At 74.5% G+C, this 22,316-nt stretch carries 16 protein-coding genes and 1 riboswitch; of the genes, 3 read left to right on the forward strand and 13 right to left on the reverse strand.

Annotation, left to right across the window (positions count from 1 at the left end; genetic code table 11):
- Positions 1–78 precede the first annotated feature (78 nt).
- The 8 genes from EBM89_RS09470 to purN all read right to left on the reverse strand — a co-directional run bounded on the left by EBM89_RS09470 (position 79) and on the right by purN (position 13,865).
- Complete coding sequence (locus EBM89_RS09470; RefSeq protein ID WP_122149195.1) at positions 79–3,171, reverse strand: alpha-mannosidase; 3,093 nt, start codon at positions 3,169–3,171, stop codon at positions 79–81.
- A 68-nt stretch (positions 3,172–3,239) separates the two neighbouring features.
- Positions 3,240–4,163 (reverse strand): carbohydrate ABC transporter permease, encoded by a 924-nt coding sequence (locus tag EBM89_RS09475; protein WP_122149196.1) that lies wholly within the window; start codon positions 4,161–4,163, stop codon positions 3,240–3,242.
- Positions 4,163–5,086 (reverse strand): carbohydrate ABC transporter permease, encoded by a 924-nt coding sequence (locus EBM89_RS09480; RefSeq protein ID WP_122149197.1) that lies wholly within the window; start codon positions 5,084–5,086, stop codon positions 4,163–4,165. The genes EBM89_RS09475 and EBM89_RS09480 overlap by 1 nt, the downstream gene beginning before the upstream one ends.
- Positions 5,086–6,441, reverse strand: coding sequence for an extracellular solute-binding protein (locus tag EBM89_RS09485; protein ID WP_122149198.1), 1,356 nt, complete (start codon positions 6,439–6,441; stop codon positions 5,086–5,088). Before EBM89_RS09485 ends, EBM89_RS09480 begins: the two co-directional genes overlap by 1 nt.
- A gap of 134 nt (positions 6,442–6,575) precedes the next feature.
- Positions 6,576–7,826, reverse strand: a complete 1,251-nt coding sequence (locus tag EBM89_RS09490) for an ROK family transcriptional regulator (protein ID WP_122149199.1) — start codon at positions 7,824–7,826, stop codon at positions 6,576–6,578.
- Positions 7,827–7,887: 61 nt separating this feature from the next.
- Positions 7,888–11,307 (reverse strand): pullulanase-type alpha-1,6-glucosidase, encoded by a 3,420-nt coding sequence (pulA, locus tag EBM89_RS09495; protein WP_122149200.1) that lies wholly within the window; start codon positions 11,305–11,307, stop codon positions 7,888–7,890.
- Between the two features lie 136 nt (positions 11,308–11,443).
- Positions 11,444–13,075, reverse strand: coding sequence for a bifunctional phosphoribosylaminoimidazolecarboxamide formyltransferase/IMP cyclohydrolase (purH, locus tag EBM89_RS09500; RefSeq protein ID WP_122149201.1), 1,632 nt, complete (start codon positions 13,073–13,075; stop codon positions 11,444–11,446).
- A gap of 49 nt (positions 13,076–13,124) precedes the next feature.
- Positions 13,125–13,216: riboswitch (ZMP/ZTP riboswitch) on the reverse strand.
- Between the two features lie 4 nt (positions 13,217–13,220).
- Complete coding sequence (gene purN, locus EBM89_RS09505) at positions 13,221–13,865, reverse strand: phosphoribosylglycinamide formyltransferase (protein WP_122149202.1); 645 nt, start codon at positions 13,863–13,865, stop codon at positions 13,221–13,223.
- 36 nt (positions 13,866–13,901) lie between these two features.
- On the opposite strand from purN, the gene EBM89_RS09510 reads away from it, so the two are divergent.
- Positions 13,902–14,462: a hypothetical protein gene (locus tag EBM89_RS09510; protein WP_122149203.1), complete on the forward strand. Its 561-nt coding sequence runs from the start codon at positions 13,902–13,904 to the stop codon at positions 14,460–14,462.
- A gap of 4 nt (positions 14,463–14,466) precedes the next feature.
- Here EBM89_RS09510 and EBM89_RS09515 read toward each other — a convergent pair whose 3' ends face one another.
- From EBM89_RS09515 to sucC, 3 genes are all read right to left on the reverse strand, one after another.
- Positions 14,467–15,759 carry a cell division protein PerM gene (locus tag EBM89_RS09515; protein ID WP_147463509.1) on the reverse strand — a complete coding sequence of 431 codons (1,293 nt, stop codon included), beginning with the start codon at positions 15,757–15,759 and terminating at the stop codon, positions 14,467–14,469.
- 103 nt (positions 15,760–15,862) lie between these two features.
- Positions 15,863–16,759 (reverse strand): succinate--CoA ligase subunit alpha, encoded by an 897-nt coding sequence (sucD, locus tag EBM89_RS09520; protein ID WP_122149205.1) that lies wholly within the window; start codon positions 16,757–16,759, stop codon positions 15,863–15,865.
- A 39-nt stretch (positions 16,760–16,798) separates the two neighbouring features.
- The gene (gene sucC / locus EBM89_RS09525; protein WP_122149206.1) at positions 16,799–17,983 is read right to left on the reverse strand and encodes an ADP-forming succinate--CoA ligase subunit beta; all 1,185 of its coding nucleotides are present in this window, start codon (positions 17,981–17,983) and stop codon (positions 16,799–16,801) included.
- 175 nt (positions 17,984–18,158) lie between these two features.
- Here sucC and EBM89_RS09530 point away from each other — a divergent pair, with 175 nt between their 5' ends.
- A complete protein-coding gene (locus EBM89_RS09530; RefSeq protein WP_122149207.1) occupies positions 18,159–18,404 on the forward strand; it encodes a helix-turn-helix domain-containing protein in 246 nt (81 codons plus the stop codon).
- Between the two features lie 29 nt (positions 18,405–18,433).
- Complete coding sequence (locus EBM89_RS09535; RefSeq protein WP_122149208.1) at positions 18,434–18,982, forward strand: Clp protease N-terminal domain-containing protein; 549 nt, start codon at positions 18,434–18,436, stop codon at positions 18,980–18,982.
- Positions 18,983–19,003: 21 nt separating this feature from the next.
- Here EBM89_RS09535 and EBM89_RS09540 read toward each other — a convergent pair whose 3' ends face one another.
- Both EBM89_RS09540 and pcrA read right to left on the reverse strand, forming a co-directional pair.
- Entirely contained in the window at positions 19,004–19,669 is a 666-nt protein-coding gene (locus EBM89_RS09540) for an AIM24 family protein (RefSeq protein WP_122149209.1), read from the reverse strand.
- A 63-nt stretch (positions 19,670–19,732) separates the two neighbouring features.
- Positions 19,733–22,309, reverse strand: coding sequence for a DNA helicase PcrA (pcrA, locus tag EBM89_RS09545; protein ID WP_122149210.1), 2,577 nt, complete (start codon positions 22,307–22,309; stop codon positions 19,733–19,735).
- Positions 22,310–22,316: the final 7 nt, after the last annotated feature.

The following is a 22,316-nucleotide window of genomic DNA, read 5'->3' on the forward strand; positions in this document are numbered from 1 at the left end:
CCACCACCGACGCTCCCGCCGGCACCTGCCACGGCGCTGGGCCGGACCTGGGACGACGCTGTGCATCGACCCCGGGGCTCAGGCCCGCGGGATCCGCAGCGTCACGATCTGGAACGGCCGCAGGTCCAGCGTCCTCCCGTCCGCCGCGAGCGCCCGGCGCGGGACGTCGCGCTCGAGCAGGTCGACCTCGCGCGCGACCCCGGCGGGGAACCCGGCGGTGACGGTGGCCCGGGCGCGCCCGCCGTGCGCCTCGTACAGCCGGACGACGACGTCGCCGGACCCGTCGTCGGCGAGCTTCACGGCCTCGACCACGGCGCCCTCGCCCGCGACGGCGACCAGCGGCTCGACGGCCCGTCCCCCGCGGACCTCCCGGACGGGCAAGTTGGTCCGGTACCCGTCGACCACGGCCTCGGGGATCCCGGCGCCGACGTGCAGGACGGTGCGGAACACGTGCCGTCCCTGGTCGGCCTCGGGGTCGGGGAACAGCGGCGCGCGCAGCAGCGACTGCCGGACCACGGTCGTGGTGCCGCCGTCCTCCCGGGCGGTGCGGGTGACGTCGTGCCCGTAGGTGGCGTCGTTGGCGACGGACACCCCGTACCCGGGCTCGCCGACGTGCAGCCAGCGGTGCGCGCAGATCTCGTACCGCGCCTCGTCCCAGGAGGTGTTGGTGTGGGTGGCGCGGTGCACGTGGCCGAACTGCGTCTCGGCGGCGGACCGGTCGGCGTGCACGTCGACGGGGAACGCGAGCTTGAGCAGCCGCTGCCGCTCGTGCCAGTCCACCTCGGTGTCGACCTCGATCGTGCGGACCCCGGGCCGGAACGTGAGGTCCTGCGCGATGCTCGACGCCCCGACGGTGCGGGTGGTGCGGACGACGACGCGGTCGTGCTTCTCGACGACGACCTCGACGGTGTCCGCGTCGAGCAGGTCCTCGACGGTGCGCCGGTACTCGGCGTCGATGTCCCACGCGTCCCACTGCCGGGGCACGTCCCGGTGCACCTGGAGCAGGTTCGCGACGGTCCCGGGGGCGACGACCTCGCGGTCCGCGGCGAGGTCGCGCACGGACGCGAGCTGCCCGCCGGATGTGAGCCGGACGTCGAGCGCGTCGGTCCGGACCCGCAGCGTGCCGTCGTCGGCGCGCAGCACCTGCACGCCGGGCGCCCCGGTGCCCGCCCGGTCGCCGTCGTCCGCGAGCGCGCCGCCGAGCGCGGGCACGCCCTCGCGGGCGTGCGGCGCGGCGTTCAGGCGCACGGTGCGTTCCCCGTCCCCGGCCAGGGCGGCGAGGGCCGCCGCGATCACGCCTTCGGCGCGGTCTTCCACGTCGCGGTACGCCTGCTCCGCCTGCCGGTAGACCCAGCCGATCGAGGAGCCGGGCAGGATGTCGTGGAACTGGTGCAGGAGCACGACCTGCCACAGCGCCCGCAGCTCGTCCGCGGGGTACGGGTGCCCGGTGCGGACGGCGGCGGTGGCGGCCCAGAGCTCGGCCTCGCGCAGCAGGTGCTCGCTGCGCCGGTTGCCGCGCTTGGTGCGGGCCTGCGAGGTGTACGTGCCGCGGTGGTACTCGAGGTACATCTCCCCCGACCAGGACGCGGGGTGCCCGCCGTCGCCGCGCGCGGCCTCGGCTAGCTCGGTCTCCGCGCGGGCGAAGAAGTCGTTCGGCGAGCCGATCTCGACCTCGGGCAGCCCGGCGAGCGACCGGGCGCGGTCGGCGGCGGCCAGCATCTCGCGGGTGGGTCCGCCGCCGCCGTCGCCCCAGCCGAACGGCACCAACGACTCGGTGGCGACGTCCTTGTCCCGGAACTCCCGCTCGGCGTGCGCGAGCTCGCGGGGCGACAGGTCGGAGTTGTACGTGTCGACGGGCGGGAAGTGCGCGAGCACCCGGGAGCCGTCGATGCCCTCCCAGTGGAAGGTGTGGTGCGGCATCCGGTTGGTGTCGTTCCACGAGAGCTTCTGGGACAGGAACCACCGCGACCCGGCGGCGCGCACGATCCCCGGCAGCGCCCCGGTGTACCCGAAGGAGTCGGGCAGCCAGACGTCCTGCGTCTCGACGCCGAACGCGTCGAGGAAGTAGCGCTTGCCCTCGACCATCTGCCGGGCCAGGGCCTCGCCGCCGGGCATGTTGGTGTCGGACTCGACCCACATCCCGCCGACGGGGACGAACTGCCCGGCGGCGACCTTGGCGCGGATCCGCTCGAACAGCTCGGGGTGCCGCTCCGCGACCCACGCGTACTGCTGCGCCGAGGAGCAGGAGAAGACGAAGTCCGGCCGGTCGTCCATCAGCGCGACGGCGGAGGCGAACGTCCGGGAGCACTTGCGCACGGTCTCCCGCGCGGGCCACAGCCAGGCCGAGTCGATGTGCGCGTGCCCGGTGGCGAGCACCCGGTGCCCACCCGCCGTGGCGGGCAGGTCGAGCACGGGCCGCAGCACGGCACGGCCGACGGCGGCGGTGCCCGCGACGTCGAACGGGTCGACGGCGTCCACGACCAGGTCGAGGGCGCGCAGCGCGCGGGCGTAGCGGGTGCTGCCGGGGTCGCCGACCTCGACCAGCCCCTGCACGGCGAGCAGGTCCTGCCAGAGCTCCCACACCTCGACGTCGCGCAGCACGACGTCGGCGGACCGCAGCACGTACAGCGGGACGTCCCCGGCGGTGCGCGGGTCCCCGAGCGGGGTCGGCCCGTACCAGGTGCTGCTGCCGACGTCGGGGTTGCCCGCCGCCTCGACGTAGACGTCCACGGCCGGGTCGGACCAGGCGACCGCCTGGTTGCGGGGCGACAGCCCCTTGAGCGCGACGCCGTCCGGGTCGAGCACCAGCCCCTCGGCCTGGAACCCCGGCTGGGTGGTGGTGAACCCGAGGTCGATGGCGAGCTCGACGGCGTGCCGCCCGGAGCGCACCGCCTCGGAGCCGAACCAGTCGTCCGGCACCGCCCCGGTCATCCGGAACCAGGTGGTGCTCCACGGTGCTCCCCAGGCCGTCCCCGGCGGAGCCGGCTCGAACGTCTGGCGCGCGGCGTGACCGAACGGCACCGGCTCGCCCGGCAGCCCGTCCTCGCGCGGCACCGTCCACGCGGTGACGGTCAGCGGCCGGCGGTCGGCGACCAGGGCGGGGGTGAGGCGCTCGTGCAGGAACCGCTGCAGGCGCTGCACGACGCGGGCGGCGTCGACGTCGACGGGCATGGGTGGACCTCCCGGGTGGGGTCGGGTGCGGGCGGAGCGGGTGGTGGGTGGTGGGTGGTGGGTGGGCGTCAGCCCTTGACGGCGCCGGACATCGCGAAGGAGCCCCCGGAGAACCGCTGCACCAGCAGGTACAGCACCAGGACGGGGACGGAGTAGAGGATCGAGAACGCCGCGAGCCGCCCGTAGGCGACGGTGCCGTAGGTGCCGAAGAAGGAGTAGATGGCGACGGCGGCGGGCTGGTTGTCCGGCGAGAACAGCAGCACGAAGGGGACGAAGAAGTTCCCCCACGCCTGCGTGAACACGAAGATGAACACCACGGCGATGCCGGGCCGCATGAGCGGGACGACGACGCGCATCAGCGCGGTCATCGATCCGGCGCCGTCGACCCACGCCGCCTCCTCCAGGGACACCGGGACGGAGTCCATGAAGTTCTTGGTCATCCAGATCGCCATCGGCAGCGACGTCGCGGCGAGGAAGAAGATCGTCCCCGGCACGGAGTCGAGCATCCCGAGGTACACGAACAGCGCGTAGACCGGGACCATCATCGCGGTGATCGGCAGGCAGGTGCCGAACAGGATCGTGTAGAGGAACGGCTTGCGGAACCGCATCTGGTACCGGGACAGCGGGTACGCCGCGAGCACCGACGCCAGCACCGTGAGCACCGCGGTGCCGCCGGAGATCAGCGTCGAGTTCCACAGCGGCCGGAAGGTCGTCTCCCAGGTGAGGATCTGCGTGAAGTTGTCCAGGGTCAGCGACTCGGGCACCTTCACCGACACGGTCGCGGCGGGGTCGAGCGAGGCGAGCACGATCCACGCGAGCGGGACCAGGAACGTCAGGCCGATCAGCACCAGCGCGGCGGCGACCAGCACCCGGCCCGTGCGGCGGCGGGGCGCGGCGACGGACGGCAGGTGCCGCTCGCGCCGGGGACGCCGGGTGGCCGCGGTCGGGCTGCCCCCGGTGACGTCGGCGGGCGGGACGGACAGCGCGGTCATCAGTCGACCTCCGGCTTCAGCACGCGGATGTACACGAGGGAGAACACCGCCCCGACCAGCAGCGTCACGGTCGCGATGGCCGTGCCGTAGCCGACCTGCGCGAACTTGAACGCCTCCTGGTAGGCCAGCACCGGCAGCGTCGAGGAGTCGGTGCCAGGGCCGCCGCCGGTCATCACCCAGATCAGCGTGAACACCGCCAGGGTCTGCAGCGTCGTGAGCATGAGGTTCGTGGAGATGGACCGGCGGATCATCGGCAGGGTGATCCGGAAGAACCGCTGCGGGCCGGTGGCGCCGTCGATCGCGGCGGCCTCGGTGACGTCGGGCGGCACCTCGGAAAGCGCGGCGCCGTAGACCATCATCGAGAACGCGGTGCCGCGCCAGATGTTCGCGAGCACGACGGCCAGCATCGGGACCGAGATCAGCCAGGTCGGGCCCTCGAGCCCGAACCAGCCGAGCACCTGGTTGAGCGTGCCGTCGGTGGAGAAGAACGCGTACAGCGCGAACGCCGCGACGATCTCCGGCAGCACCCACGCGACGACGACCAGCGTGGACACGGTCGCGCGCAGCGGCTTCGACGTCGCCCGCAGCAGCAGCGCGAGCGCCATGCCGAGGACGTTCTGGCCGATGACGGCGGACGCCCCGACGAAGACCACCGTGAGCACGACGGCCTTCCAGAACCCGTCGTCGGCGAGCAGCGCCGTGTAGTTGTCCAGCCCGACGAACTCCGGGGCGGCGGCGCGGTAGCCGGTGAGCGCCTGGTTCGTCAGCGAGCCGTAGAACGACCACAGCACCGGCCCGGCGAGGAACACGAGCATCAGCGCGACGGCGGGCGCCAGCGGCGCCAGGCGCAGGGCGGTCCGGCCCGGCCGGCGGCGGGGGCGCGTGCCCCGCGCCGCCGACCGGTCGAGCACGGCGGACGTCATCAGCCCGCGGCCTGCGTGGCGTCCTCGCCGACGATGGACAGCAGCCCGTCGTCGTAGGCGGCGGCCGCCTCCTCGGGTGTCGACTGCCCCGTGGCCATGGCCTCGGCGGCGACCTGGATGTTGGACGAGATCTGCGAGTAGTCCGGGGTGGCCGGGCGGAAGTGCGTGTGCTCGACCAGCGAGGAGAAGAACTCGAACGACGGGTTGTAGCCCAGGTACTCCGGGTCCTCGGCGACGTCGGTGCGCACCGCGATCTGGCTGTTCTCGGTGTCGTACTTCAGCGAGTTCTCGCGGTTCAGCGCGGTGGCGATGAAGTCGAAAGCGGCCTGCGGGTCGCCCGCGTGCGCGCCGACGGACAGCGTCCAGCCGCCCGACATGGAGGTGAACCCGGGCTCCTGCCCGTTCTGGGTGGGCATGGCGGCCATGCCCATCGTCTCCTCCCACTCCGGCCAGGCGTTGTCGCCGGTGATCCAGCCGCCGGGCAGCCACGAGCCGTCCACGGCCATGGCGAGCTTCCCCTGCGGCAGCATCTCGGTGGCGACGCGGGCGCCGACGGCGGCGTCGAGCGCGATGTCGAGCGACGGCGCCAGGCCCTCGGAGTAGATGGTGTCGAGGAAGGCCAGCGAGTCCACGAAGCCCTGGGAGCCGGTGACCCACTTCTGGGTGTCGGCGTCGTAGAGGGTGTCCTCGGTGCCGTAGAGCAGCATCTCGAAGCCCTGCATGGTCGTCGCCTCGCCGGCGGCCTTGCCGGAGTACACGTTCAGCGGGGTGACGTCGGGCAGCTCGGTCTTGATCGTGCGGGCGGCGTCGAGGATGTCGTCCCAGGTCTCGGGCTGCCAGTCGGTCGGGAGCCCGGCCTGCGCGAACAGGTCCTTGTTGTAGTAGATGCCGCGGGTGTCGGTGCCCATCGAGACGCCGTACACCTTCCCGTCGTCGCCGAGGCCGGCCTGGCGGGCGTTCTCGGGGAACTGGTCCCAGTCCTCCCACGCCTCGACGTACTCGTCGATGGGCTGCAGGTACCCGGCGGCGGCGTCGGACCGGATCTGGAACGTGTCCTCGTAGATGACGTCCGGCGCGGTGTCCGGGGACCCGTTCATCAGGGCGAGCTTGGTGAAGTACTGGTCCTGCTCGGCCTCGATCGGCACGAGGTCGACGGTCATCCCCTCGTTCGCGGCCTCGTACTCGGTCTTGGCCTTCTGGAGCAGGTCGTCGAGCTGCACGAACTGCGCGGTCTTCTGGTACGCGACGGTGATGGTCGAGGCGTCCTGCTCGCTGCCGCCGCCGCTGCCGCAGGCGGTGAGCCCGAGCGCGAGGACGAGGAGGCCGGACGAGGCGGCGAAGGTCTGGCGACGCATGGATGCTCCCTTGCTCCCACGTGGCACGGTCCGGGCGGCACTGCCCGGACCCGATAACTACAACGTCTGGAGGAATTGCTGTCAAGGGGAGAGCAGCGCCGGTCGGCGGCGACCGGCACGCAGGCTCGGAGCGGTCAGCTGACCAGCAGCAGGTCGGTCGGCCGGGGCGCGAACGCCCGCCCGAGCAGGATGCAGCCCGCGCCCACGGCCCCCACCTGGGGCCCGAACGCCGACGACATCACCGACACGGCGTGCCCGCCCGGCACCGGGTGCGCCGCGACCTCCGCCCGCAGCGCCGGGCCCGCGTGCGCCGCGATCCGGTCCCACAGCGGCCCCCCGACCAGCACCGTCGGGACGTCGAGCAGGTCCGTGAGCACCCCCGCGGCCATGCCGATCCGGCGCCCCGCCACCCGGAGCACCTCGCGCGCGGCCGGGTCGCCCGCGTCGGCGGCGGCGGCCAGGGCGGTCACCGCGTCGTCCACGGCGCGCGGGTCGGAGCCGTCACCCCAGCCCGGCAGGTCGACCCCGGCGGCCCGGCCCTGCTCCGCCAGCGCCTCCGCGCGCAGCACCGCGCCCAGGCACCCCCGGCGCCCGCACCAGCACGGTGCGCCGTCCGGGTCCGCGACCAGGTGCCCCGACTCCCCCGCGTTGCCGGACACGCCGCGCACCACCTCGTCGCGCAGCACCGTCGACACCGCCACGCCCGTGCCGAGGTAGACGAACACGAAGTCCGACGGGTGCTCGACCTCCTCGGCGGCACCACCGCCCGGCGCCCACAGGTGCGCGCACGCCGCCGCGATGACGTCCTTGTCCAGCACGGCCCGCAGCCCGGTGCGCTCGGCGACCGCGTCCCGCAGCGGCACGTCGTGCCAGCCCGGCAGGTGCGGCGGGTCCAGCACCACGCCCGCCTCGACGTCGATCGGCCCGGGCGCGGCGATGCCGACGCCGAGGACGCGGTCCCGGTCGACGCCCGCGCGGCTGATCAGCCCCTCGATCTCCGCCACCAGCCCGTCGACCACCGCGTCCGGGTCCTCCGGCACAGGCGTCGGTGACTGGGCGCGCGCGACCACCGCACCGGACAGGTCCAGCAGCACGAACGTCATCGTCGCCGGGTCCAGGTGCACCCCGACGGCGAACCGGCTCAGCGGGTTCAGCCGCATCAGCGTGCCCGGCCGCCCCGGACCGCGACGCGCCGCCTCGCCCTCCTCGACCACCAGGCCGAGGTCGAGCAGGCGGCGCGCCACGTTGGTCAGGGTCTGCGGCGACAGGCCGGTCCGCCGGGCGACCTCGGCGCGGGCCAGCCCGCCGCCGGCCCGCCGGATCACGTCCAGGACGACGGTCTGGTTGTAGTCGCCCATCCGGGGCAGGTTCGTCCCGCGACGCATCGCGCGCCCCTCCCGTCGACCGGTCGCCCCGGGGCGTCCACGCACCCGGGGATCCGTCGCATTATGTCCCGTCGGCCCCGGTGCGCGGGTGGGCACCGCTCCGCACGCGGTGCGCCCGGTAGCGGATCGCCGCGACGCCCGCGCCGGCCAGGGCGACCACGAGCAGCAGCGCGCGGAGCAGGTCCGCACCCGTGACCGCGAGCACGCCGGACCCGGACGCGGCGGCACCACCGGCCTCGACGACCGGATCGGCAGGGGCGACCGGATCGGCAGGGGCGACCGGGTCGGCAGGGGCGACGGGGGCGACGGGCTCACCCGGCTCCCCCGGCTCCACCGGCTCCACCGGCCCGGGCGTGGTCGGCGCCGTGGGCTCCACCAGCACCGCGACCGTGCGGGCGGGCACGGTGAGCGTCCCGGCGGCGGCGTCCCACGTCGTGGTGCGGACGACGTCGTCGGCGCCGTCGGCCTGCACCGGGGACAGCGTCAGGGCGCGGCCCGCGAGCGCCGGGAGCGTCGTCGTGATCGGGTCCGGCGAGGCGTTGAACACGGTGACCACGCCGTCCAGGTCGGGGTCGACGTCCGCGCCGACGGTGTCGTCCACGTGCATGACGACCAGCCCGGCCGGGGCGTCCGCCCCGGCGTCGGGGAACGTGATCTTCTGCCGGATCGCGTCGGCGTCGCCGAGGCGCAGCAGCGGGGTGGAGAACCGCAGCCGCAGCAGGTCCTCGGCGGCGGCGCGGGACGTGGCGATGTGGTCGGGCGTCGGCACGAGGTCCGGGTCGGCCAGGTAGGGCCGCATCAGGTCCCACTTGTCGGCGTTGTCCCACGCGGGCGGCAGGCCGCGCGCGGAGCCGTTGTCCTGCCCGCTCCAGTCGAGCAGGTTGAACCAGTCGCCGGAGTCGTAGCTGTTCCGGTCCAGGGACTTGGAGCGCAGCTGGTCGGTGCCCGCGTGCCACAGCACGGGCGTCTGGGAGAGCGCGGCGGTGGCGAGCGACAGGGTGTTCATCCGGACCCGGTCGTCCATGGTGGTGGCCTGCGGCAGCTTGAGGGTCAGCAGGTCGAACAGCGTCTCGTTGTCGTGCGCGTCGACGTAGCTGATCACCTCCTCCGGGGAGTCCGCGTACCCGGCAGGTGCGCCCCGGTAGTCGATCTGGTCGCCGCGCAGCACCTCGCCGGTGTGGGTCGGGAACGTGTAGTCCCGGAGGTTGCCGACGAGGCCGAGCCGCACGAGGTCGGTGGCGTGACCGAGCGCGGCGAGCTCGGCGGCCGAGCCGGTGCTGACGGTCCCGGGGTCGCCGGTGAGCGCCGGCTGCCCGTTGGGGTCGGTGCCGAGCCCGGTGCCGAAGCCCTGCTCGAAGACCGTGGCGCCGTCCACCGGAGAGCCGCCGTGCACGGCGTCCCGCAGCCGGTCGGAGAACGTGCCGATGCCGGTGCCGCCGAGCTGGCCCTGGGTGGCCTGCTCGAACAGGGCGTTCCCGGCGACCTCGCCGAAGTCCCAGCCCTCGCCGTACAGGTAGACCGCGGAGCCGTCGACGCCGTCCTCCGCGACGGTCAGCGCGTCGAGCGCGGCGCGGATCGCGAGCATGTTGTCCCGGGAGTGGTGGCCCATGAGGTCGAACCGGAAGCCGTCGACCTTGTAGTCGCGCGCCCAGGTGACGACGGAGTCGACCATGAGCTTCTCGGCCATGGCGTGCTCCGTGGCGACGTTCTGGCAGCAGGTGCTGGTCTCGACCGCGCCGCCCGCGTCGAGCCGGTGGTAGTAGCCCGGGACGACGCGGTCCAGCACCGACTTCGCGTCCTGGCCGCTGGCGGCGGTGTGGTTGAACACCTGGTCCAGCACGACGCCGAGGCCCATGCCGTGCAGCGCGCCGACCATGGTGCGGAACTCCGCGACCCGGGCACCGCCCTCGGCGTCCACGGCGTACGAGCCCTCCGGCGTGCTGAAGTGCCAGGGGTCGTAGCCCCAGTTGAACCCGTCACCGGCGCGCACCGCGCCGACGGCGGCCTGCTGCTGGTCGGAGTCGGGGCCGAACGCCGCGAGGTCCCCGGCGGGCTCGAGCTGGGCATCGCGGTCCTCCTCGATGGAGGCGATGTCGAAGGTCGGCAGCAGGTGCACTGTCGTCAGCCCGGCCTCGGACAGCGCCCGCAGCCGCCGGGTGCCGTCGGAGTCGCGGGCGAACGCCAGGTAGGTGCCGCGCTCGGCCTCGGGCACGGTGGTGTCGGAGATCGAGAAGTCCCGGACGTGCAGCTCGTAGATGGTGTGGTCCACGGCGCGCTCGGGGGTCTGCCCGGTGGTCGCCTCCCACTGCGCGGGGCGGTGCGCCGGGTCGGCGAGGTCGACGGCCACCGCGTGCGTGGAGTTCAGGGTCAGCCCGACGGCGTACGGGTCGGTGACGACGTTCGTCTCGACCTGCCCGGTCTCCGGGACGAACACGTCGACCTCGTACCGGTAGCGGTCCCCCGCCCACGTCGTCGGACCGGTGACCGACCACGTGCCGTCGGCGGCGCGGTCGGCGGCCTCGCGGGCGGGCGCGGCGGCGAGGTCGGTGCCCGCGGGCCAGCGCAGCAGCGTCACCGCGCGGGCAGTGGGCGCCCAGAGCCGGAACGTCGGCTCGCCGTCCGCCCAGACCACGCCGAGGTCGGCGTCCGCGGCGGCGGCGTAGAGGTCGTCGAGCACCCCGGGGACCTGGACGCCGGTCCAGGCGGTGAGGACGTCGTCGGTGCCTGCGGCGACCCGGACCTGCCCGGTGAGCAGGTCGGCGGCCCGGGCGGCGTCGGCGGGGTCGAGCCGCAGCGCGACGGCGTCCGCGAGGGCCGGGAACTGGTCCCGCACGTCGGCGGGCAGCCCGGCCGGGTCGAGGGTCAGGGGCAGCGCGTCCGCGTCGGCGGGGCCGGTGACGCCCGCCTCGGTGGCGTCGAGCCCGCCGTCGGGCGCGTGGTGCAGGGCGAAGTCGAGGTCGGCGGGGTCGGCGCCGTCGGTGTCATCGGTGCCGACGAGCAGGTCGCGCGGCCAGGCCAGCAGGTCGGCGCGCACCCAGTGCGCCCGGTCCTGGCCCGCGCCCGCGAGCGCCGAGCCGTGCGCGTCGATGTCGAGCAGGTGCGTCGTGGGGTCGTAGCGGAAGGTCACGTCCTGCGTCCCGTCCGTCGAGAAGGTGTAGTTCGCCCCGCCGGGCTCCCCACCCTGCCCGTAGTTCTCGTCCCAGGACAGCCCGTGGGCGACCTTCAGCGCGTAGGACCCCGGCGGGACCGCGTCGCTGGTCCAGGTGTAGACCCCGGTGCCGTCGTCGGTGCCCTGGGTCAGGGTGCAGTCGGGCTGCCAGTCCCCGGGGCAGCCCACGGCCTGCTGGTAGGAGCCGGGGAACGTCACGACCAGGCCGTCGGCGGCGGGCTCGATCATGGCGGCGGTGGTGGTCGTCGCCCCGGCGAGCAGGAGCGCCCCGCCCGTGAGCAGGGCGAGCAGGGTCGTGCGGGCGTGCGGCATCAAGGACTCCGTCGTCGGTGGTGCGGTGGGTGCGCGCGGCTCCCTCGACCGTATCGGCTTGCTGAAACTTGCTGCAAGCCCTGTCAGGTCTTCCGCACCACCGACGACGGCGGTGCACCTCGGTGCGGGTCAGCCCTCAGTGCGCGAAGTGCCGCGTCCCCGTCAGGTAGAGCGTCACCCCGGCGGCCTGCGCCGCGGCGACGACCTCCTCGTCGCGGACCGAGCCGCCGGGCTGCACGACCGCGCGCACGCCCGCGTCCAGCAGCACCTGCAGCCCGTCGGCGAACGGGAAGAACGCGTCCGAGGCCGCCACGGCGCCGCGCGCCCGCTCGACGTCGCCGGTGTTCGCCCGCTCGACGGCCAGGCGGCAGGAGTCGACCCGGTTGACCTGGCCCATGCCCACGCCGACCGACGCACCGGCGTCGGCGAGCAGGATCGCGTTGGACTTCACGGCGCGCACGGCCCGCCAGGCGAACGCCAGGTCCGCGAGGGTCGCCTCGTCGGCGGCGGCGCCGGCCGCGAGCGTCCAGGTCGCCGGGTCGTCGCCGGCGGCGTCGACGCGGTCGACCTCCTGCACCAGCAGGCCGCCGCTGATCGGGCGGGTCTCGACGGCCGCCGACGGCGCACCCTCGACGACCAGCAGCCGGATGTTCTTCTTGCGCTGCAGCACCTCCAGCGCGGCGGGCTCGTACGCGGGAGCGACGACGACCTCGGTGAACACCTCCGCGATCTGCTCGGCCGCGGCCAGCGTGACGGTGCCGTTCGCCGCGATGACGCCGCCGAACGCGGACACCGGGTCGCAGGCGTGCGCCTTCGCGTGGGCGTCGGCGATGTCCGCGCCGACGGCGATGCCGCAGGGGTTGGCGTGCTTGATGATCGCGACCGCCGCGCCCTCGTGGTCGTGCGCGGCGCGCCAGGCCGCGTCGGCGTCGACGTAGTTGTTGTAGCTCATCGCCTTGCCGTGCAGCTGCGTGGCCTGCGCCAGCCCGGGCGCGCCGGCGCCCGCGGTGTAGACGGCGGCCCGCTGGTGCGGGTTCTCGCCGTAGCGCAGCACGTCCGCGCGCTCCCACGTCGCCCCGACCCAGGCCGGGAACCCGGTGCTCACGCCGTCGACCTCGTCGGTCGTCGTGGCGACGCTGCCCATCCAGGACGCCACCGCGACGTCGTAGGACGCCGTGTGCACGAACGCCTGCGCCGCGAGCCGGGTGCGCTCGGCGAGCGTGAACCCGCCGGCGGCGACCGCGGCGACGACCTCGTCGTACCGGGCCGGGTCCACGACGACGGCCACGCTGGGGTGGTTCTTCGCCGCCGCGCGCACCATCGACGGCCCGCCGATGTCGATCTGCTCCACGCACTCGTCGGGCGTCGCGCCGGACGCGACGGTCTGCGTGAACGGGTAGAGGTTCACGACCACGAGCTCGAACGGCGCCACGCCCAGGTCCTCGAGCTGGGCCAGGTGCTCGGGGCGGCGGGTGTCCGCGAGGATCCCGGCGTGCACGCGGGGGTGCAGCGTCTTCACGCGGCCGTCCAGGCACTCCGGGAACCCGGTGAGGTCCTCGACCCGGGTCACGGGCACGCCCGCGGCGGCGACCGTCGCGGCCGTCGAGCCGGTCGACACGAGCTCGACACCCGCGGCGTGCAGCGCGGTCGCGAGCTCGACCAGGCCGGACTTGTCGTAGACCGACAGCAGCGCGCGACGCAGCGGGCGGCGGGTGGCGTCGGCGGTCGGGTCGGCGACGGGCGCGGTCGGCGGCAGGGCGTGGGACATGGCGGTCCTCCGGGGTCGGTCGGGCACCACGCGGTGCCTCGGTCACGGGACCCTGCACCCAGGCGATCGGTGCGTCGGCGGGACTGCTGCGGGCCGCTCCCCGGTGGTCAGTTCCACCTCTCGCCAGTCACGGCCCGACCCGAGCCTAGCCGACGGTCACGGCGCGCCCCTCGACGCGCATCCCGCCTCCGACGACCCGGCCGACCCACTCGACCAGCATCGCCCGCTCGGCGACCTTGATCCGCTCGTGGAGGGACGCCTCGTCGTCGCCCGGCTCCACGACCACCGCGACCTGCGCGATCACCGGCCCGGTGTCCACGCCCGCGTCGACCACGTGCAGCGTGCTGCCGGTGACCTTCGCCCCGAACGCCAGCGCGTCCCGCACCGCGTGGGCGCCGGGGAACGACGGCAGCAGCGCCGGGTGCGTGTTCACCACCCGGTCCGGCCACCGCTCGAGCACCGGGGCGCCGAGGATCCGCATGAACCCCGCCGACACCACCAGGTCCGGCCGGAACACCGCGACCGCCTCCGCCAGCGCCGCGTCCCAGCCCGCGCGGTCCGCGAAGTCCCCGGGCGCGACGACGGCCGTCGGCACGCCGGCCGCCCGGGCGATCTCCAGCCCGCCCGCCGACGCCCGGTCGGCCACCACGCCGACCACCCGCGCCGGGTAGTCCGGGCCGTCGTGCGCCGCGAGCAGCGCCGCGAGGTTGCTGCCGCCACCGGAGACCAGCACGACGAGGCGACCGGTGCTGCGGGTCGCGGGACGGGGCGGGGCGGCGGGGGCGCTCATGCGCGGAACCCTAACCGGATGCGGGAGGATGGGGCGGTGAGCAACCCGTACGCCCCGCCGTCGCCGGACCGAGCACCGGACGACGACGCGGGCGCGCGCCCGCCGGTGCCCCCGCACCCGCACCCGCCGCAGCACCCGCACCCCTACCCGCCGCGCCCCCAGCCGCAGCAGCCGGGACCCGAGCCGACGCCGCCCGACCCCGAGGCGCTGGCCCGCGTCGGTCGGCTGACCCGGCACTTCAGCGTGTGGCTGGTCGCGGGCGTCGTCATCAGCCTGCTGCCCACCCCGTGGCGCCTCGCGACCGTGCCGTTCCTCGTCGGCGCGGGGATCGCGGGCGTGCGCGCCCTGCACGCCGCCGGCACCGCCCGGCTGCGCGGCGGCCTGCTGCCGCTGCTGACCGCGGGCCTGGTCATGACCGGCATCCTGCTGGTCGGGTCGTTCGGGTCGATCGCGACGCTGCGGCTCGACCTCGACCGGCAGGCGTGCCTGAGCAGCGCCCTGACCCGGTCCGCGTCGGCGGAGTGCGAGCGGGCCTGGACCGAGGGGCTGGAGAACCTCTCCGGCGGCCTGCTGGGCGGGGGCGACGCCACGCCCTGAGGCGTCACGCCCCGGTGGTCTCCCGGCGGGTCACGCGGCGCACGACCCGCACCGCCCAGGCCCGCACGTGCGCGTCGGCGGGCAGCAGCACCAGCAGCACCCCCAGCGCGACCCCGCCCGCGACGCACAGCGCGACCGCCCACGGCACCGGTCCGAGCTCGGTCATCCGGCCGGGCCCGATCCCACCACGCGCCAGCGCGGACAGCACGAGCGCCCCGAGCCCGGCGACGGCGCCGCCGACCAGGCCCGCGACCAGCGGGTCGGTCGCCCGTGCGGACGGCAGCCGCCGGTGCAGCGGCAGCGCCACGGCGGCTCCCGCGAGGACCGTGACGACGGGGACGACGAGCAGCACCCCGCCGACGACGTCCGGGGCGGGCAGCGCGCCCAGCAGCGGCACCGCGGGCAGCGCGCCCGCCTGCACGCCGCCGACGGCGAACGACGTGTCCGCGCCGACCGCGAACCCGGGGCCGGTCAGCCAGGCCAGCGACCAGAGCACCAGCGTGGGCACGTACGCGAGCTCCCCGACGGCGAGGACGATGCCGCCGACGGCGTCCAGGCGCAGCCCGGTGACGACCTCCCCGATCGCGGTGCGGCCGGACAGCACCCACACCGTCGTGACCAGCGCGGCGAGCAGCACCAGCAGCGCGAGGGCGGCCGTCCCGGCCGCGACCCCGTGCGCCACGGACTCGGGCAGGCGGGCGCGCACGGGCTCGACCACGTCGCGGAACCGCGGCGCCTCGGGGCGGAGCATCAGCCCGGCGCCGAGACCCAGGGCCGCGATCACGGCCGCCCCGAGCAGCCCCGCCCCGAGGTGCAGCAGCGGGACGCCGGTTGCGAGCCCGACGACCAGCGCCACCGCGACGTACGCGGCGACCCCGGCCCCGTAGGCGGAGCGGGTGGCGTAGCCGGACCGGCGGGCGGAGGCGTAGCAGCCGAACAGCGCCAGCACGGTGAGCCCGAGCGGCACCAGCGTCACCGTGGGCGCGAGCGTCATCGGCACCCCGTGGGCGAGCAGCCACAGCCCGGAGGCGATCTGCACGGCCTTCGTCCACGGGACGCCCGTGGTCGCGGGCGCCGACGACGTCGCGACGTAGGCCGCGATCGCGGGCAGCACCACGACCAGCAGCGACAGCAGCGCGGCCTGCAGCCCGGCGAGCGTCCCGCCGACCCAGCGCGGCGCGCCGTCGAGGTCGCTGACGAAGAACCGCGGCGGGGCGGTGTCGTCGAGCACCCGCTTGCGGGACCGTCCCGCCGTCGGGGACCGCCCGTCGGACCGGGTTCCGGGTGTGCTGCTCACCCCTCCATGGTCGCCGCCGCACGGCCCGGGGACGACGAACCGCCCCGGCGCGCCGCGGGTGTCCTCCCCCACGGTGCGCCGGGGCGGTCCCGGCGGTGCGCGCTCAGACGAGCAGCGCCCGCGCGATCTCGGCCGTCTCGGTCGGCGTGGTGCCGACCTTGACGCCCGCGGCCTCCAGGGCCTCCTTCTTGGCCTGGGCGGTGCCCGCGGAGCCGGAGACGATGGCGCCGGCGTGGCCCATCGTCTTGCCCTCGGGCGCCGTGAACCCGGCGACGTAGCCCACGACCGGCTTGGTGACGTGCTCGGCGATGTACGCCGCCGCGCGCTCCTCGGCGTCGCCGCCGATCTCGCCGATCATGACGATCAGGTCGGTCTCCGGGTCCGCCTCGAACGCGGCGAGCGCGTCGATGTGGGTGGTGCCGATGATCGGGTCGCCGCCGATGCCGACGGCCGTGGAGAACCCGAGGTCCCGCAGCTCGTACATCATCTGGTAGGTCAGCGTCCCGGACTTCGAGACCAGGCCGATGCGGCCAGGACCGGTGATGTCCGCCGGGATGATGCCGACGTTCGACTTCCCGGGGCTGATGAGCCCGGGGCAGTTCGGGCCGAGCAGGCGCACGCCCTTGGCCTGGGCGTACGCGAAGAACTCGGCGGTGTCCGCGACGGGCACGCCCTCGGTGATGATGACCACCAGCGGGACGCCGGCGTCGACGGCTTCGATCACCGCGGCCTTGGTGAAGGCCGGCGGCACGAAGATCACCGACACGTCGGCCCGGGTCGCCTCGACGGCCTGCGCCACCGAGCCGAACACGGGGATCGCCACGGTGAGGCCGGAGCCGTCACCGCGGGGGAACTCGACGCTGGTGCCGGCCTTGCGGGGGTTCACGCCGCCGACGACGGTGGTGCCCGACGCCAGCATGCGGGTGGTGTGCTTGCTGCCTTCGGAGCCGGTCATGCCCTGCACGATGACCCGCGAGTCCGCGGTCAGGAAGATCGCCATGGTGTTGTCGTCTCTCGTCTCTCGCGTCGCTGCGGTCGGTCAGGCGGTGGCGGCCAGGCGGGCGGCCTCGGCGGCGCCCCCGTCCATGGTCTCGGCCAGCGTCACGAGCGGGTGGGCGGCGTCCCTGATGATCCGGCGGCCCTCGAGCACGTTGTTGCCGTCCAGGCGCACGACCAGCGGCTTGGTGGCCTCGTCGCCCAGGATGCCGAGCGCCGCGACGATGCCGTTGGCGACGGCGTCGCACGCCGTGATGCCGCCGAACACGTTGACGAACACCGACTTCACCTGCGGGTCGGACAGGATGATGTCCAGGCCCGCGGCCATCACCTCGGCGGACGCGCCGCCGCCGATGTCGAGGAAGTTCGCGGGCTTCACGCCGCCGTGCTGCTGCCCGGCGTACGCGACGACGTCGAGGGTGCTCATGACGAGCCCCGCGCCGTTGCCGATGACGCCGACCTCGCCGTCGAGCTTGACGTAGTTGAGGTCCTTCTCCTTGGCGCGGGCCTCGAGCGGGTCGGCCGCGGCGGCGTCCTCCAGGGACGCGTGGTCCTCGTGCCGGAAGTCGGCGTTGCCGTCCAGCGTCACCTTGCCGTCGAGCGCGACGACGCGGCCGTCCTCGGTCAGCACCAGCGGGTTGACCTCGACCAGGGTCGCGTCCTCCTCGCGGTAGACGTCCCACAGCTTCGTCAGCACCGCGGCGACCTTCGGGGCGACCTCGGCGTCGAAGCCGGCGGCGGCGACGATCTCGTCGGCCTTCGCGGCGTCGATGCCGACCCGGGGGTCGACGGCGACCTTGGCGAGCGCGTCCGGGCGCTCGACGGCCAGCTGCTCGATCTCCATGCCGCCCTCGACGCTCGCCATCGCGAGGTACCGGCGCTCGGCCCGGTCGAGGAGCAGCGAGAAGTAGTACTCCGTGGCGATGCTGGCCCCGGCCGCGATCATCACGCGGTGCACGGTGTGGCCCTTGATGTCCATGCCGAGGATCTCGGCCGCGCGCTGCTCGGCCTCCTCGGCGGAGCGGGCGAGCTTCACGCCCCCGGCCTTGCCGCGCCCTCCGACCTTCACCTGCGCCTTGACGACCACGACGCCGGTCGCGTCGTCCGCGCCCAGCAGGGTCTCGGCCGCGGCGCGCGCCTCGGCGGGTGTCGTGGCGACGATCCCCCCGAGGACGGGCACCCCGTGGCGCTCGAAGATGTCACGTGCCTGGTACTCGAACAGGTCCACCTGCTGCGGTCCTTCCGTCGCCCTGCGGTCCCGTGGCGGGATCTGGCTGCTCTGCCGCGGTCGATCGTAGCCCGGCGCCCCGGGAATCTCTTCACGTCGAGAGATGTGACCCAGGTCTCCTGAAAGGCGTCAACTTCTCTTGACGTCGCGGGCGGGTGTCAACCAGGATTGACACATGACGACCCCGGCACCCCAGGACGACCCGGCCCCCACCCCGGAGGGCGCCCTGGCGGGCGCCGTCGCCGACGACCCCGCCGTGGGACTGCGCGCCGTCCGGTCCCTGCGGGTGCTCGCCGACCGGCTGGAGGCGCTCCAGGTCGGCCGGGCCCGCGAGCTCGGCTGGTCCTGGCAGGACGTCGCCGACGCGCTCGGCGTCTCCCGGCAGGCCGTCCACCAGAAGCACCACCGCCGCACCACCTGAGCCCCGCACCGCACCCGAGGAGGAGCACCATGTTCGAGAGATTCGCGTCCGGCGCCCGGCAGGCCGTGGTCGACGCCCAGCAGACCGCCCGCGACCTCGGCGACCCCCGCATCACCGTCGCCCACCTCGTCGTCGCCGTCGCGTCCGGCAGCGACCCCGCCGCCGACGCCCTGCGCCGCGCCGGCGCCGACCGGGCGACCCTGCTGGACCACCTGGACGACGACGGCCTCGACGCCGCCGCGCTGGGCGCGCTCGGCATCGACCTCGACGCCGTCCGCCGCCGCGCCGACACCGTCTTCGGTGCCGGCGCGCTCGACAGGGCGGCAGGGGGCAGGGCCGCCCGCAGTCGCCGCTCCCTCGCGCACCTGCCGTTCGGCAAGGACGCCAAGAAGACCCTCGAGGTCGCGCTGCGCGAGGCCGTCCGGCTCGGGCACCGCCGCATCGAGGCCGGGCACGTCCTGCTCGCCGTCGTCCGGCTGGACGACACCGACGGGCACGCGCTGCTGCGGCGCGTGGGCGTCGACCCGGCCGCTCTCGCCGCCGAGGTCAGCGCCGGGCTGGGGACCGCGGCGGCCTGACCCGCCGCGCGCCGCCCGCCGTCAGGAGGTCGGGACCGGGTAGCCCTCCGAGGGCTGCACGACCACGAACCCCGGGCCGTGGAAGGAGTACTGGAACGCCTCGCCGGTGCCGCCGCGCAGCAGCGACGTCACGTTCATGCTCGACACCACGCCCGGGGTGAGGTTCGCCGACCAGCAGACCGCCGCGTTCGGGTCCACGAACGTCGGCTGCTGCGAGCAGTCCAGGATCATCGGCTGGCCGTGCGACGTCAGCGCGACCATCCCGTGGCCCTGGATCAGGGTGTTGAACAGGCCGCCGGTCATCATCCCCGCGCCCTTGGTGCGGTGGATGTCCCACTGCAGGTCCGCGTCGAACGCCAGCAGCGACGACCCGCCGACGCTGATCGCGTCGCCCTCCAGCTGCAGCAGGAACACGTGCTCCGCCGCCCGGGCGAAGAACACCTCGCCCGGGCCGGAGACCCGCATCAGCGGCTGGTCGTCGGAGCTGATCGCCCGCTTCACGAACCGGGCCAGCGAGCCCGACGACTCGTGGTGGAACTGCACCTGCCCCTGGTGGGCGACCATCGCGCCCTTCGCCGCGAGCACGTCGGGTCCCAGCGTCACCTTGAGCATCTTGTCGCTCTGCAACGCGAAGCGGTCGGCGGTCTGGACCTCGGAGTTCACCTGGTCGAACAGGGGGCTGCGCATGGGTCGATCATGCCCGGTCCGCGCGCATCCCGCCGCTGGTCAGAGCGGGTGGAAACGCGACGTTCAGAGCTTCGTCACCGGGGAGTACCGCAGCAGCAGCCGCTTGGTGCCCTCGGTGCCGAAGTCCACCTTCGCGACGGCGTTCGGCCCACCGCCCTCGACAGCGACGACGGTGCCCAGACCGTAGGCGTCGTGCGTCACGCGGTCGCCGACGCCCAGGGTCGGGATCGCGGCGTCCGGACGCGGCGTCGCCGAGCCGAACGTCGCCCCGCCCGAGCCGGGAGCCTTGCGGGGCGGCTCCCCGGCGCGCGACGCCGCCGAGCTCTTCTTCCAGCTCTGCCCGCCGCCGGAACCGCCCGACCCGCCGCCGTACGACGAGCCGCCACCAGAGGCGTACCCGGACCGGCCACCCAGGAACCCGCCCGGGCCCCGCAGCCGGTCGTTGCTCGACTCCCGGCGCCGCCAGTCGAGCAGCTCCTCCGGGACGTCGTCCAGGAACCGGCTCGGCGGGAACTCGTTCGGCACGCCCCACGCCGTCCGCACCGCCGCACGCGAGATGTACAGGCGCTGCCGGGCGCGGGTCAGGCCCACGTAGGCCAGGCGACGCTCCTCCGCGAGCTGGTCGGTGTCGGCGAGCGACCGCATGTGCGGGAACGTGCCGTCCTCCATGCCGGTGAGGAACACCACCGGGAACTCCAGGCCCTTCGCGGTGTGCAGCGTCATCAGCGTGATGACGCCCTGGTCCACCTTCGGAGCGCCCTCGTCCCCGCCGTCGTCCGACGGGATCTGGTCGGAGTCCGCGACCAGCGACACGCGCTCCAGGAAGTCCGCGAGGTCGCCCTCGGGCTCCGACTGCTCGAACTCGCTCGCCACCGCGTGCAGCTCCGCGAGGTTCTCGACGCGCGTCTGGTCCTGCGGGTCCTCGCTCGCCCGCAGCTCCGCGAGGTAGCCGCTGCGGTCCAGCACGGAGCCCAGCACCTCGGACGGGCCCGCGCCGCCGTCCACCAGCGCGCGGACGTCCGCCATCATCGTCGCGAACGCCCGCAGGCCCGTGATCGCCCGCGTCCCGAGGCCGGGGACCTCGTCCACCCGGTCCAGCGCGGCGCCGAACGAGATCCGCTCCCGGTCCGCGAACACCGCGACCATCTGCTCGGAGCGGTCCCCCAGCCCGCGCTTCGGCACGTTGAGGATGCGGCGCAGGTTCACGTCGTCGTCCGGGTTCGCCAGCGCGCGCAGGTACGCGACGGCGTCCTTGATCTCCTTGCGCTCGTAGAAGCGCGTCCCGCCGACCACCTTGTACGGCAGGCCGACGCGGATCAGCACCTCCTCCAGCGCACGCGACTGCGCGTTCGCCCGGTAGAAGATCGCCACGTCACCCGGACGCACCCCGTCGGAGTCGCCCAGGCGGTCGATCTCCTCCGCGACGAACCGGGCCTCCTCGTGCTCGTTGTCCGCCACGTACGCGACGATCTTCGGGCCCGCGCCGGAGTCCGACCACAGCCGCTTGGGCTTGCGGCCCGGGTTCTTGCTGATGACCGAGTTCGCGGCCGACAGGATCGTCTGCGTCGAGCGGTAGTTCTGCTCCAGCAGGATCGTCGTCGCGTCCGGGTAGTCCGCCTCGAACTCCATGATGTTGCGGATGCTCGCGCCGCGGAACGCGTAGATCGACTGGTCGGCGTCGCCCACCACCGTGAGCTCGCCGCGCGGGACGTCGGTGCCCTCGCCGCCGTCCGCGTCCGTGCCCACGCCGGCGAGCTCGCGCACCAGCACGTACTGCGCGTGGTTCGTGTCCTGGTACTCGTCCACCAGCACGTGCCGGAACCGGCGCCGGTAGTGCTCGGCGACCGCCGGGAACGCCTGCAGCAGGTTCACCGTCGTCATGATCAGGTCGTCGAAGTCCAGCGCGTTCGCCTGCCGCAGCCGCTGCTGGTAGCGGGTGTAGACCTGCGCGAGGTTCTGGTCGAAGTCGCTGCCGCCCGAGCCGCCCTGCGTCGCCGCGAACGTCTCGGGGTCGACCAGCTCGTCCTTGAGGTTCGAGATCTTGGAGGAGAGCGCCTTCGCCGGGTACTTCTTCGGGTCGAGGTCGAGCTCGCGCGCCACCAGCGTGAGCAGGCGCTGCGAGTCCGCCGCGTCGTAGATCGAGAAGGAGGAGCGCAGGCCCAGCGTCGTCGCCTCGCGCCGCAGGATGCGCACGCACGCCGAGTGGAACGTCGACACCCACATCGCCCGAGCCGACGACCCGACCAGCCCGGCCACGCGCTCGCGCATCTCCGCCGCGGCCTTGTTGGTGAACGTGATCGCGAGGATCTCCCCCGCGCGCGCCCGGCGAGTCGCGAGCAGGTACGCGATGCGGTGCGTCAGCACCCGCGTCTTGCCGGACCCCGCCCCGGCGACGATGAGCAGCGGGCCGCCGTGGTGCAGCACGGCCGCGCGCTGCTGCGGGTTCAGGCCGTCGAGCAGCGCCTCGGCCTCCTGCGCGGACGCGGCACGCCGGGCCTCGGAGCGCGGGTCGGCGTCCTCCGGGCGCGCGTCGGGACCGGGGTCGGCGGTGTCGCCGCGCGGCGGGACGGCGGCCGCCGGGCGGCCGAGGTCGGACAGCGCGAGGCCGGGCAGCGGGAGGTTCTCGAAGAGCGACGTCATGGCGGAA

It is taken from the genome of Cellulomonas triticagri, from assembly GCF_003696205.1.
GTDB classification, from domain to species: domain Bacteria; phylum Actinomycetota; class Actinomycetes; order Actinomycetales; family Cellulomonadaceae; genus Cellulomonas; species Cellulomonas triticagri.